We start from the raw sequence: 15,171 nt of genomic DNA, 5'->3' as shown, positions 1-15,171 counted from the left end.
GGGTGGGTCAACGGTTGCGGTGCACCAGCCGGGAATAGGAAATCAGCATGCTGGTGAGCTCCTGGCTGACCCCGGTGAGGGGCGAGGAGCGGCGACTGATCAGGCACACATCGCGCGACGCCAGCGGCTCTTCGATGGCGATGGTGGTCAAGGCGCTGGAAAACAGCTTCATCCCCGGCAGCATGCGCGGCTCGATGGTGAGGTAGTCGGTTTCGGAGACGATGTGCAGGGTTTCCAGCAGGGAGTCGGTGGTGATGGCGATTTTCGGCGGGGCCAGGCCCTGGGTGCGGAACAGCTCCACCAGGCGGTTTTCCGCGCCGCCGATGACGCCGGTGGAGCGCACGCTGATCCATTGGCAGTCGACCAGTTCCCGCACCGACCTGGCCTGGGCCAGGGGATGGCCCTTGCGCGCAATGATGCCGGCGCTGGACGGGTAGAGGCGGTCGATGGACAGGTCGATGTCGGTGACATTGGGCGCCAGCGGGCACAACACGAAATCCAGCCGACCGTCGCGGACCTTTTCTACCAGGCCCTTGGTGGTGCCGCTGGCCACGTGCACCTGGATACGCGGGAAGCGCTGGGTGAAGTTGCTCAGCACCGGCACCAGCAGCTCGGCCAGGGGTTCGGAGGTGACACCCAGGTCGATATGGCCTTCAGGCTCGCCTTTCCAGGGTTGCAGGTCGAGCAAGGCGCGTTCGCAGTCCAGGGTGATGGAGCGGGCACGCACCAGGAACACTTCGCCGGCCGGGGTCAGGTTGATGCCTTGGTTGGAGCGTTGCAGCAGCACCACGCCCAGTTCCTTTTCCAGGGTCTGGATCGATTGGGTCAGGGTGCTTTGCGCCACATCCAGCTGGCGTGCGGCAGAGCGGAAACTGCCTTTTTCGACCACGGCACAGAATGCACGAAGGTGGGTGAGAGTCATGAAGGACTGCCTCAGGTTTCAGCATTTAAACCATTGAATGCCCGCCAGCTTATCTGATGGCTATAGGTGCGCACAGATCGGTTTGGCCGATCAGGTTCATTATTTTTGAACGCATGCAAACGGCTCCAACCCCTGATTTTTCGGTAGGCTGCAGGCAGGTCACGCGCGGCTCGGCAGGTGATCGGAAAAGCCGAGCCTGATCACTTGGAGCGTTCTTCTCAAGCTTGCCGCACGAAGAATAAGATCGGTCCAGGAACATTCGCCAACCGTGAAGGCGACCAGAACAACAACAATTATCCAGGAGTTCGGCCGTGCCTCTTATTGGGTCCTGCCAGCGTCCGAACTCCATGCGTAAGGAATCTTTAAGGTGCAGTTATCCATGAACAAGACTTTTATCCTGGCAGGCGCCTTGTCTGCGGCACTGGTGGGCACTGCCCATGCTGAAAGTGTGTTGAAGGTGGCGCTCAACGCTGACATCCGCAGCACCGACCCGGGTGTGAACCGCGACACCAACTCCGATGCGGTGATCATGCACATCACCGAAGGGCTGGTGGCCTTTCGCGAAGACGCCACCGTCGGCCCGCTGCTGGCGAAGGACGTGCAGGTGTCCGACGACGGCCTGCGCTACACCTTCCACCTGCGCGACGGGGTGAAGTTCCAGAATGGCAAGCCGCTGACCTCCGCCGAGGTGCTGTGGACCTGGAAGCGCTTCCTCGACCCCAAGACCCAATGGCGTTGCGCGCCTGAATTCGATGGGCATGGCGGCGCAAAGATCGTCGGCATGAGCGCCCCGGACCCGCTGACAGTGGTGTTCACCCTCGATAAGCCCAACGGCCTGTTCCTCACCAGCACCGCGCTGCCTGAATGTGGCGGCAGTGGCATCCTGCACCCGGACTCCGTGGCGGCCGACGGCAGCTGGAAAGCCCCGATCGGCACCGGCCCGTTCCGCTTGGGCGACTGGAAGCCCGGTCAATATGTCGAACTGCTGCGTAACGCCGACTACAGCGCCCGCGATGAAAAAGCCCCCGACGGCTACACCGGTAACAAGAGCACCACCCTTGACCGCGTGCGCCTGCTGGTGATCCCGGACCCGGCGGCGGCCAAGGCGGCGCTGCTGTCGAAGAACGTTGACCTGCTGATCGACGTCACCCCGCTGGACGCCACCGAACTGGCGGCCAACCCGAATGTGCGGGTGACCTCCAGCGGCACCATGTCGGTCAACGCCTTGCTGTTCCAGACCCGCGACCCGCTGCTCAAAGATGTGCGCCTGCGCCAGGCCATCGCCCATGCGCTGGACTCGGCGCAAATCGTCGAAGCCCTCACCGGCGGGCGTTCCAAGGCCAACAACTCGATGGTCGCCAGCGGCAGCCATTACCACACCGCCGTCGAGGACCAGGGCTTTGCGTTCGACCCGGCCAAGACTGCGCAACTGCTGCGTGAAGCCGGCTACAAGGGCGAGCCGATCAAGCTGATCGTCAACAAGCGCTACGCCGCGATCTTCGACATGGGCGTGTTTGTGCAAGCCATGGCCAAGGCCAGCGGCATCAACCTGGAGCTGGAAACCCTGGAGTGGGGCACCCAGTTGGAACGCTACCAGAGTGGCAACTACCAGATGATGGCCTTCCCGTATTCCGAGCGCCTCGACCCGGCCCTGAGTTTCGACTCGATGACCGGCGACAAGGACAAGGAAGCGCGCAAGGTCTGGGACAACCCCGACGCCCGTCACTGGCTGCGTGAAGCCCAGCGCGAAGGCGACATCACCCAGCGCCAGGCGCTGTTCGACCAACTGCACCAGCAGATGATCAAGGACGTCCCGATGATCCCGATGTACAACGGCAACGCGATTGCCGCCAGTCGTGACTACGTCAAGGGCCTGCGCACCTGGCCGGTGTCCAAGCCGCGCCTGTGGACCGTCAGCGTCCCCAACTCCGGGAGTAATTGAGGATGTTCCGTTTTATCTCTCAACGCCTGGCCATGTCGATTCCGACCTTGCTGCTGATCTCGCTGATGGTCTTCGCGATCATCCGCCTGGTACCAGGTGACCCGGCGTTGCTGATGCTCGGCGACATGGCCGATGCCCACAGCCTGGAGGTGGCGCGTGCGTCCCTGGGCCTGGACCAGCCGTTGCCGATGCAGTTCCTGATCTGGTTCAAGGCGGTGCTCAGCGGCGACCTCGGGCATTCGATCACCACCAACGAAGCGGTGCTGCCGCTGATTCTCGACCGTTTCCAGGTGAGCGCCGGGATTGTGTTGGTCTCGGTGTTGCTGGCCGCCCTGATTGCGGTGCCGGCGGGCTTGCTCGCTGCTTGGAAACAGGACAGCGCGCTGGACTTTGGCGTGGTGTCGACCGCTACTCTGTTGCTGTCGATTCCCAGCTTCTGGTTGGGCCTGCTGTTGCTCTATGCGTTCGGCATCAAGCTGGGCTGGTTGCCGGTGGTGGGGTACGTGTCGTTTGGCCAGGCGCCATGGCAGGCCTTGAGTTTTATCGTGCTGCCGATTGTCACCCTGACGCTGGTGGAGCTGGGTGCGATTACCCGCATGGCCCGGGCCAGTGCGATTGAAGTGCTGCGCCTGGAGTACATCACCCATGCCCGTGCCAAGGGCCTGTCGGAGCGTGCGGTGTTGTGGCGGCATGCGCTGCGTAACTCGTTTGCACCGACGCTGACCCTGATCGGCCTGATCCTGGGCAACCTGCTCAGCGGTATCGCGGTGCTGGAAACCGTGTTCACACTGCCCGGCATCGGCCGCCTGATGGTCGACGCCATCTACGCCCGGGACTACCCGGTGCTGCAAGGCTGCCTGTTGCTGGTGACCTTTGTTTATGTGCTGGTCAACCTGTTGGTGGACCTGCTGTACCCGCTCTTCGACCCCAGGGTTAAGTTATGAATAAGCCGCTTCCTGTTGCACCCGAGGTGCTGTTGCCTGCACCGGTGCGTGCCCCCAGGGCCTGGCGCGTGCCGCCGTTGAACGCGCTGATCGGTGCGTTCCTGTTGGGCTTGCTGTTGATCATGGCCGCGCTCGGCCTGGTGTGGACGCCCCATGACCCGCTGGCGCTGAACCTGCTGGCGCGGTTGCAGGCACCGACCGCCGCGCATTGGCTGGGTACTGATGAATACGGCCGCGATGTATTGAGCCGCCTGATGATCGGCGCGCACACCAGCCTGTGGGTCAGTGTGTTGACCGTGAGCATGGCGATTATCGCCGGCACCTTCCTCGGCTTGCTGGCCGGCTTCCTGCGCGGCTGGGTCGACCGTGGCCTGATGATGATCAACGACGCATTGCTGGCGTTCCCGGGGATCCTGTTGGCCCTGGGCCTGATGGCGATCATCGGCCCGAGCCTGTACGGCATTGTGTTTGCCCTGAGCCTGGCCTACACGCCGTCGGTGGTGCGAGTGGTGCGCGGTACCGTGCTGTCGCTGCGTGAGAAAGAGTTCGTCGAAGCCTCCCGGGTGATCGGCAACTCCGAGCTGTACACCATGCTGCGCCACATCGCACCGAACTGCGTGGCCCCGGTGTGTGTGCTGGCCACCAGCATGTTCGGCTGGGCGATCCTCGCGGAAAGTGCGTTGAGCTTCCTCGGCCTGGGTGTGCCGCCACCGGCGGCGACCTGGGGCAACATGCTCGCGGCCAGCCGGCCGTATATCGCCACGGCCAGTTGGCTGGGGCTGTTTCCCGGTGTCTGCATCGCCATGGCGTTGCTGGCGTTCAACCTGTGTGGCGATGCCTTGCGTGACCGCCTTGATCCACGGATGAGTAAATGAGCATGCCTGACGTACTTTTGGCAGTCGATCACCTGAAAATCCGCGTCGGCGCCCACGGCCCGCTGGCGGTCAATGACTTGAGCTTCACCATCGCCCCCGGCGAGATCGTCGCCCTGGTGGGTGAGTCCGGCAGCGGCAAGACCATGGCCGCCCGCGCCGCCATCGGCCTGCTGCCGCCGCCGCTGGAACATTGTGGGGGCCAGGTGCGGTTCCAGGGCCATGACCTCAACAGCCTCAAGCCCGAGCAACTGCGCGAGCTGCGCGGGGCGAAGATCGGCATGGTGTTCCAGGAACCGATGGTGTCGCTCAACCCGTCCATGAGCATTGGCGAACAAATGGCCGAGGGGCTGCGCCTGCACACCAAGCTGACCGAGGCGCAGATTCGCGAACGCAGCCTGGAGATGCTCGGCCACATCGGCATCAAGGATGCCGAGCGTTGCCTGGCCGCATTCCCCCATGAGTTCTCCGGCGGCATGCGCCAACGCATCATGCTCGCTTCGGTGATGCTGCTGCGCCCGGCGCTGCTGATCGCAGACGAACCCACTACCGCCCTGGATTGCCTGGCGCAGCTGGACGTGTTGAAGCTGATGCTCGACCTGACCCGCGAACAGGGCACGGCGATTCTGTTCATCAGCCATGACCTGTCGCTGGTGGCGCGCTACGCCCACAAGGTGGTGGTGATGCGCGAAGGCCGTGCGGTGGAGCAGGGCACCATCGAACAGATCCTGCTGGCGCCCAAGGCCGACTACACCCGGCAACTGCTGGAGGCCCTGCCGCGTCGCGGGGTGCTGGCAGACTTGCCGCAGGCCGACGGCCCGCTGCTGACGGTCAAGGACGTGTGCATCGAACATCCTGGCCCGCGCAGCCTTTGGGGGCGCACCGCGTTCAAGCGGGTGGTGCACTCGGCCAACCTGACCATTGCGCCGGGGGAAACCCTGGCCCTGGTGGGCGGCAGCGGTTCGGGCAAGACCACCCTCGGCCGTGCCATTGTCGGCCTGAACAAAGCCTGTGCCGGCGCCATCGAGTTCGAGGGCGTGGACATTCTGAAGTCCGGCAACCGCGAACATCGCCTGCAATGCCAGATGATTTTCCAGGACCCGTACTCGTCCCTCGACCCGCGCATGAAGATCGGCGACATCCTTGCCGAACCCTTGCGTCACGTGCCCGGCATGAGCGCCGAGCAGAAGCGTGAGCGGGTGGCGAAGACGCTGCTGGACATCGGCTTGGCCGAGCAGTTTGTCGACCGCTTCCCGCACCAGCTTTCCGGGGGCCAGCGCCAGCGTGTCGCGATTGGGCGCGCCCTGGTGCGCCACCCCCGACTGGTGATTGCCGATGAGCCGATCTCGGCGTTGGACATGACCATCCAGAAGCAAATTCTGGAGCTGTTCGAGCGTTTGCAGGCCCAGTACGGCTTTGCCTGCCTGTTTATCTCTCACGACCTGGCGGCAGTAGAGCGCATCGCGCACCGGGTGGCGGTGATGAGCGAGGGCAGGGTGGTGGAAATGGGCGCGCGCGATGAGATCTTCGACCGCCCGCAACACCCGTACACCCGCAAGTTGCTGGCCGCCGCCAGCCCCTTGGAGAAGCTTGAAAACGGGGGCTACCGCATCCGCCAGGGCCCCGTACCGCTAGCGCTGTAACCAGGACTGACTTCACCCGCCGCGCAAATCAGCGATTTGCGCGAACGGCGAAGCCATGCCCGAAGAACAATAAAAACACCCCCAACCCCTCACTGCCAGGAGCTAAAAAAATGAAAAAATCCCTGACTCAATTCATCACCGGCGTAGGCGTCGTGAGCAGCGGGATGATCCCGTTCGCCGCCCATGCGGACTTCGTCAAGGACAGCAGCGGTACGCTGGAATTGAAGAACTATTACTTCAACCGTGACTACCGGGAAGCCGCTTCCCAGTCGATGCGTGCGGAGTGGGCCCAAGGCTTTCTACTCGGTATCAAGTCCGGGTTTACCGACGGCACCGTGGGTTTCGGCCTGGATGCAATCGGCATGCTGGGCCTGAAGCTCGACTCCAGCCCAGGGCTGTCCGGCACCGGCCTGTTGCAACGTGACAGCGACAAGCGCGCCTCCGACAGTTATTCCAAGCTCGGCGTGACCGCCAAGGCGCGCTTCGCCAAGAGCGAGCTGCGTGTGGGCTACCTGGTGCCGGACCTTCCGACCCTGCAACCCAACACCAGCCGGTTGTTCCCGCAGTCGTTCAGCGGCACGCAACTGGTGTCCAACGACATCAGCAACCTCAAGCTCAGCCTTGGCCAGCTGGACCAGGCCAAGGATCGCGACTCCACCAACTACGAAGACATGAAGCTGACCACCGTCAGCAAAGTCTACAAAAGCACGGCCCTGAGCGATCAGTTCCGCTTCGCCGGTGGCGATTATTCGCTCACACCCAACACCTTGCTCAGCTACCACTACGCGGCGCTGGACAGCATCTACCACCAGCAATATGGCGGCTTCAAAAACAACTTCGGCCTGGGCCCCGGCACCCTGAAAACCGACGTGCGCTACTTCAAGGCGGACAAGGACGGCGCGGGCCTGGCGGGGAATGTCGACAACCGCGCACTGAGTACGCGCCTGACCTACCAATACGGCGGCCACAGCATCGGCGGCGGTTTCCAGCGCCAGTACGGCACCACGCCGTTTACCTACCTGGACGGTTCGATCACGTACCTGTTCACCGAGTACCAGTTCACCAACTTCACCCAGACCAAGGAACAGGCCTGGCACGCGCGCTACGACTACAACTTTGCCGACCTGGGCCTGCCAGGCCTGCTGATGGGCATCAAGTACGCCAAGGGTGATTCGGCCGAGGTGGTCGGTTTCAACGGCGAAGGCCGTGAATGGGAACGTGACCTGGACATCAGCTACGTGGTGCAGAACGGTCCGTTCAAAGGCGTGTCGATGCGTTGGCGCAACGCCCTGGCCAAGGGCAACTTCTACAACGACGTCAACGAGAACCGTGTGCTGTTGGGCTACACCCTGGCGCTCTGGTAGTCGACCCCTGTGGGAGCGGGCTTGCTGTGGCGAGCAAGCTTGCTTGCGCTGGGGTGCGAAGCGCCCCCAGAAAGTCTGCTCCCACACTGATCGGATTATCAGATCGAGATAGCTGTAGCCGCCCTTACGGGCGATCACCCGGTCTCGTTAGTATTTTTCTCAAGGTCCATCACTCGAATATCGAGATTTCCGGTTTATGAAACTTAATCAACACCCCTTGCTGCAAGCGACACCGGGCACCCACAGGTACGTGGAAAGTGAGCATTACGGCGCGGCGGGTGCAGGTCGAAAAATCTATATTCAGGCGGCGCTGCACGCCGATGAAACCCCGGCGATGCTGGTGGCCGCGCAGCTGCGTCGGCACTTGGTGGCGCTGGAAAGTGCCGGGCGCCTGAATGCGCACGTTGTGCTGGTAGCAGTGGCCAACCCGGCGGGTCTGGGCCAGTACATCATGGGCGCCCCGAGCGGGCGTTTTGAACTGGGCAGCGGGCGCAATTACAACCGGGGTTTCCCGGTGCCGTACCAGGCGATTGTCGGCAAGGTCGAACACCAGTTGGGCCAGGATATCCACGCCAACCGCGAGCTGATCCGCACTGCCTGGGGCGAATGCCTGCGCGCCGCCCAACCGATGGACGAATACCAGTCGCTGCAACAGACCCTGATGCTGCTGGCCCATGACGCCGACATCGTGCTGGACCTGCATTGCTCCCGCGAAGCGGCGATGCACCTCTACACCGGTGAGTCGGTGTGGCCGACCATCGAACCCCTGGCCCGTTACATCGGCGCCGAAGCTACGTTGCTGGCCACCGACTCCCAGGCCAATTCCTTCGATGAAGCGCTGTACCTGCTGTGGGTGAACCTGCGCGAACAATTGGGCGAGCGTTTCCCGATCCCCGACAGCAGCATTGCGGTGACGGTGGAGCACCGTGGCCAGCGCGACGTCTCCTATGAGCTGGCGGAGCATGACGCCGCCGCCATTATTGATTACCTGACCCACCTGGGCGCCATCGAAGGCACGCCGTGCCCCTTGCCGGCCCTACGCAACCCGGCCACGCCACTGGCGGGCAGCGAGCAGTTCTACGCGCCGAGCGCGGGCGTGCTGGTGCACCGCGCCGCGGTCGGCAGCCGCATTGAGGCGGGGCAGGCGTTGTTCGACATCGTCGAGCCCCACAGCGGCCAGACCGTGACGGTCAACAGCCAGACCACCGGTGTGCTGTACATGCGCCGTGATGTGCGCTTCGTGAAACCGGGCGACCCGCTGGGCCGGGTCTCCGGCGCCACGCCGATTCGCAGCGGCAAGCTGCTCAGCGCGTGATCTTGCGGCCATGAAATGCAATTCACTGTGGGAGCTGGCTTGCCTGCGATAGCGGTACATCAGACAGACCGTTATCGCAGGCAAGCCAGCTCCCACAGTTGATCTTCATTGTTTGATAAACCTTCTTCTTGCAGGACACCCCCCATGCACTCCAACCCGGCAATCACCCTCGAAAACCGTTTCTGCGCCCATAACTATTCGCCACTGCCGGTGGTCATCGTCAAGGGCGAAGGCGTGTGGGTCATTGGCAATGACGGCAAGCGCTACCTGGACATGATGTCGGCCTATTCGGCTGTCAGCCACGGCCATGTGCACCCGCGTATCCGCGCCGCCGCCGTGGCGCAGATCGACAAGATCAGCGTGGTGTCACGGGCCTTCTACAGTGAGCCGTTGGGCAACTTCCTCCAGGCCCTGTGCCGCATTACCGGGTTTGATTCGGTGCTGCCGATGAACAGTGGCGCCGAGGCGGTAGAAACCGCGATCAAGGCCGCGCGCCGCTGGGGCTACCGGGTCAAGGGCATTGCCGCGAACCAGGCCAAAATCGTGGTGGCCGACAACAACTTCCATGGCCGCACGTCCACGATTGTCGGCTTCTCTTCCGAGCCGGATTACAAGGCCGATTTCGGCCCGTTCTGCAATGGCTTCACCGAAGCGCGCTTTGGCGATATCGACAGTTTTCGCCAAGCGATCACCGCCGACACCTGCGCAGTACTGATCGAGCCAATCCAGGGCGAAGCCGGTATCCGGGTGCCGCCCGCCGGTTTCCTGCGTGCGCTGCGCCAGCTGTGCGACGAGACCAACACCTTGCTGATCCTCGATGAAATCCAGTCGGGCCTGGGCCGTACCGGCAAGTGGTTTGCCTTCCAGCACGAGGGCATTCGCCCGGATGCGCTGATCCTCGGCAAGGCCCTGGGCGGCGGGATCATGCCGGTGTCGGCGTTTGTGGCGGACCACTCGGTGATGGACCTGTTCGATGCCGGCAGCCACGGCTCCACGTTTGGCGGCAACCCGCTGGCCGCCGCCGTTGGCCTGGAAGCCTTGAATGTGCTGGAAGAGGAAGGCTTGATCGATAACAGCGCGACGCTGGGCCAGTACCTGGTGGAGCGCCTGGAGGCGATGAACGCCCCGGCGATCCGTGAGATTCGCGGGCGCGGTTTGTGGGTGGGCGTGGAGCTGGACCGCGATGCGCGGCCGATCTGCGAAGCGTTGCTCGCCGAAGGCCTGCTGACCAAGGAAACCCACGAAAACGTGCTGCGTATCGCGCCGCCACTGTCCATCACCCGTGAGGAACTGGACTGGGGCCTGGCCCGTATCGAGCGGGTGTTTGCAGCGCTATGAGCGACTTTCTCAACCACCTGACCATCGACCAGCAGCGCTACGCCTACATCGACCTGCATCAGCTGTTGACCCCGGCGCAGTTGCACCGGCTGCCGTACTCCCTGCGCATTCTGCTGGAGAACATCGCGCGTTGTGCGCCGGCATCCTTGCCACAGGTGCTGGCGCGGGCGACAGGGGTGGGGCCGGACTGCGAGGTGCCGTTCCAGCCCAATCGCCTGATGTTCCATGACACCACGTGCCTGCCAGCCCTGGCGGATTTTGCCGGGATGCGTGACGTGGTGGCGGAACTGGGCGGCGACCCGACGGCAGTGAACCCGTCGATTCCGGCGGTGCTGACCATCGACCATTCGGTGATCGTCGAGCACTACGCTGAAGCCGGTGCGGTGGACGCCAACCTGGACATCGACTTTCGCCGCAACAGCGAGCGCTACCGGTTTATCAAGTGGGCCCAGGCCAGTCTGGACAACTTCAAGGTGATCCCGCCGGGCACCGGGATCATCCACCAGATGAACATGGAGTCCATCGCCCGGGTGGTGTGGGAAAGCCCAGCCGCCGACGGCGGTGTACTGCTGCACCCCGACTGCATGGTCGCCACCGACAGCCATACGCCGATGATCAACGCCATTGGCGTGCTGGGCTGGGGCGTGGGGGGGCTGGAAGGGCAGGCGGCCATGCTCGGTGAGCCGGTGCCGATCCCGTTTCCCCAGGTGGTGGGGATTCGCGTCAGCAATGCCCTGCGCCCAGGCGTGACCGCCACCGACCTGGCGCTGACCGTCACCGAGCTGCTGCGCCAGCGCAGCATGGTGGGCAAGTTTGTCGAATTCAGCGGGCCGGGCCTGTCGAACCTGACGTGGGCGGCACGCGGTACGGTGGCGAACATGGCGCCGGAGTATGGCGCGACCGTGGTGTTTTTCCCGTTCGATGACGAGACGCTGGCCTACCTGGAATTGAGCGCCCGACCGGCGCCGCTGCTGGCCAAGGTCTCGGCCTATATGGCGGCGCAATCCTTGTGGCGGCAGGCGGGTGAACCGGAGCCGCAGTTCGATGAGTTGATCGAACTGGACCTGGCGCAGGTCGAGCCCAGTGTCGCCGGACCCCATCAGCCGCATCAGCGCCAGTCGCTGGCGGGCGCCGGCGCGTCCTTCCACCGGCATGTGCAGGGTGAGCCAGGGCAGCAGTTCTTCGAGCCGTCGTTTGAGGCGCCGCTGACCCATGGCGCGGTGGTGATATCGGCCATTACCAGTTGCACCAACACCGCCAACCCGGCGCAGATGATCCAGGCCGGGCTGTTGGCGCGCAACGCCCGTGAGCGTGGCGTGGGGCGCAGGCCGTGGGTCAAGACATCGCTGTCGCCGGGGTCGCAGGTGGTGGCGGACTACCTCGGCGAGGCCGGGTTGCTGGAGGACTTCTCCGCCCTGGGGTTTGACCTGGCGGGGTTCGGTTGCATGACGTGCATCGGCAACTCCGGCAGCCTGGAGGCGCATGTCGAGGCGTTTGCCGGGCAGGGGCTCAAGGGCGTGGTGGTGCTGTCGGGCAATCGCAATTTCGAAGGCCGGGTCAACCCCCGGGTGCCCGCCGGATACCTGGCCTCGCCGGCACTGTGCGTGGCCTATGCGATTGCGGGCAGCATCGACATCGACCTGTCCTCCCAGCCATTGGCGCTGGATGACCGGGGCCTGCCGGTATACCTGCATGACCTGATGCCCAGCGATGCCGACGTGGCCGCGCTGGTGGCGCGGGTGGTGCGCCCGCAGGTGTTCCGGCAGCACCAGGACTTGCTCTGGCGCGGCACCCACCATTGGCAGGCGCTGGAGGCCGATGGCAGCGTGCAATTTGCTTGGAACCCCGATTCCACCTACCTGCGCCGCCCGCAGTATCTGGTGGGTGTGCAACCCCGACCGGTCAACCGCCTGGCCCTGAGCAATGCGCGGGCGTTGGTGGTGCTTGGCGATAACGTGACCACCGACCATATCTCGCCGGCCGGCACCATCCCGGCCCACAGCCTGGCCGGTGCCTGGCTGCGTGAGCGTGGCGAGGCCGAGGCGGACTTCAACCAGTATTCGACTCGGCGCAGCAACCATGAAGTGATGGTGCGCGGTGCCTTCACCAACCCGCGTCTGAACAACCTGCTGGACCGCACCCAAGCACCGCGCCAGGGCGTGTGGGCCTGGAATGCCGATCACAGTGAATACCTGCCGCTGTACCTGGCAGCGCACAGCTACGCGGGCACGCCGACGGTGTTGTTTGCCGGGGTCAACTACGGCGCCGGTTCCAGCCGCGATTGGGCGGCCAAGGTGTTGAGCTTGCTGGGGATCAAGGCCGTGGTGGCCCGCAGCATCGAGCGTATTCACCGCAGCAACCTGATTGGCATGGGCGTGTTGCCGCTGGTGTTTGCCGAGGGCGCTTCGGTGCAGGACTTGCAGCTCGACGGCAGTGAGCGGTTGACGTTCCTGGGGCTGGAGACCCTCCAGGTGGGTGAGAACCCGATCACCCTGCTGATCGATCGCGCTGACGGCAGTGTGTCCCACTGTGCATTAGCCTTGCGCCTCGACTCGCAGCAGGAGCTTGGGTACCTTGAGCACGGTGGGGTCTTGCCATTCGTGATTCGCAAGACCGTGCAACGAACCCGCCAAGGAGCACTCGATGGTTGACCCACGTGTCATGCAACAACTGGCCCCTGAGGGCGTGCTGCGCGCCGCGATCAACTTCGGCAACCCGGTACTGGCGCAACGCGGTGCAGGTGGCGAGCCCCAAGGGGTTTCGGTGGAACTGGCCAAGGCGTTGGCCGAGGTATTGGGCGTCGAACTGCAATTGATCACCTTCGAGGCGGCGGGCAAGGTCTTCGCCGCCTTGGCCGAGGATGCCTGGCGTGTGGCATTCCTGGCGATCGAGCCGGTGCGCGAGCAGCAGATTGCCTTCAGCGCGCCTTACGTGGAGATCAAGGGCACGTGCCTGGTGGCCATGGATTCGTCCCTCACTCACGTCGCCCAACTGGACGCACCGGGCCGGCGCATCGCCGTCGGCCAGAGCGCCGCCTATGACCTGTATTTGAGCCGTACGCTCAAGCATGCGGAACTGGTGCGTGCGCCCACTTCGGCGGCGGCGGTGGACTGGTTTGTCGAGCAGGAACTGGATGCGGCGGCGGGCGTGCGGGATTTCCTGCGTACCCAGGTCAGTGCGCAACGGCGCCTTTTGGAAGATGACTTCATGACCATTCGCCAGGCCATGGCCGTACCGGTGGCGCATGCAGCCGCTGCCGCGTTCGTCAAATCCTTTGTCGAACGGCAGATCGCAAATGGCAGTGTGAAGCGGGGGTTGCTGGCCAGCGGCCAGAGTGCTGAGTTACAGGCGACGTAGGAAGGCTTTGACGATGTGGCGGGTGGCGTCGGTGGTGTCCAGTTCATCCATGGCGCCATAGGGATGCCACTGGCAATCGACTATTTCGTTGCAAGGTTTTGCATCGGTGATGTTTACCACTGACGCTTCGAACACGTGGTGGACGGTGTCGCGGGCTTTCAATTCCTGCAAATACAACAGGCCGTCCACGTTCAATCCGGTTTCTTCCTGCAGCTCGCGTTCAGCCGCGCCGACCGCGCGCTCATGGCGTTCGACCTTGCCGCCCGGCAACGCCCATTTCGATCTGGCCTTGCGCACGAAGAGGATGTGCCCCTCGTGTTCGCAAATGACCGTTGCCCTGATTTTCATCGTGTCTGCCCCTGCACGGGATGAATGTCATAAAAGTGTAATGCAATTGTCATGCTCAGTGGTTATGGCGCGTGGCGGTGGGGATGTGGATACTGCCGGATTGATGAAAACGGACGAGGAGAACAGATGAACACCGTACGTTGGGGCATGATCGGTTGCGGCAGTGTCACTGAGTTGAAGAGTGGACCCGCTTTCTACAAAGCGCCAGGTTCGGCGCTCGTGGCCGTGATGGGGCGCCGCGAGGACGCCGTGCGCGATTACGCGGCGCGCCATGGCATTGCCCGTTTCTACACCGACGCCCAGGCCCTGATCGACGACCCCGAGGTGGACGCGGTGTACATCGCTACGCCCCCTGACAGTCACCTGGAGTACAGCCTGAGGGTGGCGGCAGCCGGCAAGCATTGCTGTGTCGAAAAGCCCATGTCATTGAATGCCGAGCAGAGCGCGCTGATGCAGCGCACCTTCGAGAAGGCCGGGCTGCATCTGTTTGTGTCGTATTACCGCCGCTCGCTGCCACGCTTCCAGCAAGTGCGCGACTGGTTGCACGAGGGACGCATCGGCGAATTGCGTCACCTGACGTGGACCCTGTGCAAGCCCGCCGCCGTCGAGGATGCCAGCGCCGCCAACTGGCGCACAGACCCGGCCATCGCCGGTGGCGGTTACTTTGCCGACCTCGCCAGCCATGGCTTTGACCTGTTCCAGTACCTGGCCGGGGATATTGTCGACGTGTCCGGCTTTACCGCGCGCCAGGAGGGCCGCTATGCCGCCGAGGACGCCGTCACCGCCAGCTGGCGCTTTGCCTCGGGCGCACTCGGCATGGGCTGCTGGAACTTTGTGGCGGACCGGCGCGAAGACCTTGTGGAGATGATCGGCAGCCGCGGGCGTATTCGGTTTTCCGTGTTCGACGACCAGCCGCTGCGGCTTGAGGGCGAGTCCAACGAGGTGCTGGAGGTGCCGTGCCATATGCATATCCAATGGCATCACGTACTGGGCATGAATGCGCATATCCGGGGTGAGGCTGAACACCCGTCGCTGGCGATCGAAGCGTTGAAAACCGACAAGATTCTGGACCGGGTGCTACTGCGTAACCCCCATCAACCCGAATAGTCGGGCTAGGGTTGATGGG

12 protein-coding genes are annotated in these 15,171 nt (G+C 63.7%); 10 read left to right on the top strand and 2 right to left on the bottom strand.

Annotated elements, in window-relative coordinates; translation table 11 throughout:
* Positions 1-7: 7 nt before the first annotated feature.
* Positions 8-922, bottom strand: a complete 915-nt coding sequence (locus tag HX803_RS22885) for a LysR substrate-binding domain-containing protein (protein WP_178923749.1) — start codon at positions 920-922, stop codon at positions 8-10.
* Between the two features lie 379 nt (positions 923-1,301).
* On the opposite strand from HX803_RS22885, the gene HX803_RS22880 reads away from it, so the two are divergent.
* The 9 genes from HX803_RS22880 to HX803_RS22840 all read left to right on the top strand — a co-directional run bounded on the left by HX803_RS22880 (position 1,302) and on the right by HX803_RS22840 (position 13,697).
* Positions 1,302-2,864, top strand: a complete 1,563-nt coding sequence (locus tag HX803_RS22880) for an ABC transporter substrate-binding protein (RefSeq protein WP_178923747.1) — start codon at positions 1,302-1,304, stop codon at positions 2,862-2,864.
* A 2-nt stretch (positions 2,865-2,866) separates the two neighbouring features.
* Positions 2,867-3,808, top strand: coding sequence for an ABC transporter permease (locus HX803_RS22875; RefSeq protein ID WP_178923745.1), 942 nt, complete (start codon positions 2,867-2,869; stop codon positions 3,806-3,808).
* Positions 3,805-4,683, top strand: coding sequence for an ABC transporter permease (locus HX803_RS22870; protein WP_178923743.1), 879 nt, complete (start codon positions 3,805-3,807; stop codon positions 4,681-4,683). Before HX803_RS22875 ends, HX803_RS22870 begins: the two co-directional genes overlap by 4 nt.
* Positions 4,680-6,323, top strand: coding sequence for an ABC transporter ATP-binding protein (locus HX803_RS22865; RefSeq protein WP_178923741.1), 1,644 nt, complete (start codon positions 4,680-4,682; stop codon positions 6,321-6,323). The genes HX803_RS22870 and HX803_RS22865 overlap by 4 nt, the downstream gene beginning before the upstream one ends.
* 110 nt (positions 6,324-6,433) lie before the next feature.
* Positions 6,434-7,687: an OprD family porin gene (locus HX803_RS22860; protein WP_178923739.1), complete on the top strand. Its 1,254-nt coding sequence runs from the start codon at positions 6,434-6,436 to the stop codon at positions 7,685-7,687.
* A 196-nt stretch (positions 7,688-7,883) separates the two neighbouring features.
* Positions 7,884-9,002 (top strand): succinylglutamate desuccinylase/aspartoacylase family protein, encoded by a 1,119-nt coding sequence (locus HX803_RS22855; protein ID WP_178923737.1) that lies wholly within the window; start codon positions 7,884-7,886, stop codon positions 9,000-9,002.
* Between the two features lie 144 nt (positions 9,003-9,146).
* A complete protein-coding gene (rocD, locus tag HX803_RS22850) occupies positions 9,147-10,340 on the top strand; it encodes an ornithine--oxo-acid transaminase (RefSeq protein WP_178923734.1) in 1,194 nt (397 codons plus the stop codon).
* On the top strand, positions 10,337-12,991 hold the full coding sequence (gene acnA, locus HX803_RS22845; protein ID WP_178923732.1) for an aconitate hydratase AcnA: 2,655 nt from the start codon (positions 10,337-10,339) through the stop codon (positions 12,989-12,991). Before rocD ends, acnA begins: the two co-directional genes overlap by 4 nt.
* Positions 12,984-13,697, top strand: coding sequence for a transporter substrate-binding domain-containing protein (locus HX803_RS22840; RefSeq protein ID WP_178923730.1), 714 nt, complete (start codon positions 12,984-12,986; stop codon positions 13,695-13,697). Before acnA ends, HX803_RS22840 begins: the two co-directional genes overlap by 8 nt.
* Here the strand turns inward: HX803_RS22840 and HX803_RS22835 are convergent.
* Positions 13,683-14,045 carry an NUDIX hydrolase gene (locus tag HX803_RS22835; RefSeq protein WP_178923728.1) on the bottom strand — a complete coding sequence of 121 codons (363 nt, stop codon included), beginning with the start codon at positions 14,043-14,045 and terminating at the stop codon, positions 13,683-13,685. The two genes, HX803_RS22840 and HX803_RS22835, sit on opposite strands and share 15 nt — an antisense overlap.
* A gap of 126 nt (positions 14,046-14,171) precedes the next feature.
* Here HX803_RS22835 and HX803_RS22830 point away from each other — a divergent pair, with 126 nt between their 5' ends.
* Positions 14,172-15,152, top strand: coding sequence for a Gfo/Idh/MocA family protein (locus tag HX803_RS22830; protein ID WP_178923727.1), 981 nt, complete (start codon positions 14,172-14,174; stop codon positions 15,150-15,152).
* Positions 15,153-15,171 lie beyond the last annotated feature (19 nt).

It is taken from the genome of Pseudomonas sp. P7548 (genome assembly GCF_013386585.1).
Lineage (GTDB): Bacteria > Pseudomonadota > Gammaproteobacteria > Pseudomonadales > Pseudomonadaceae > Aquipseudomonas.
The sequence above is the reverse complement of the archived record's forward strand: the minus strand, read 5'-3'. Positions and strand labels throughout refer to the sequence as shown.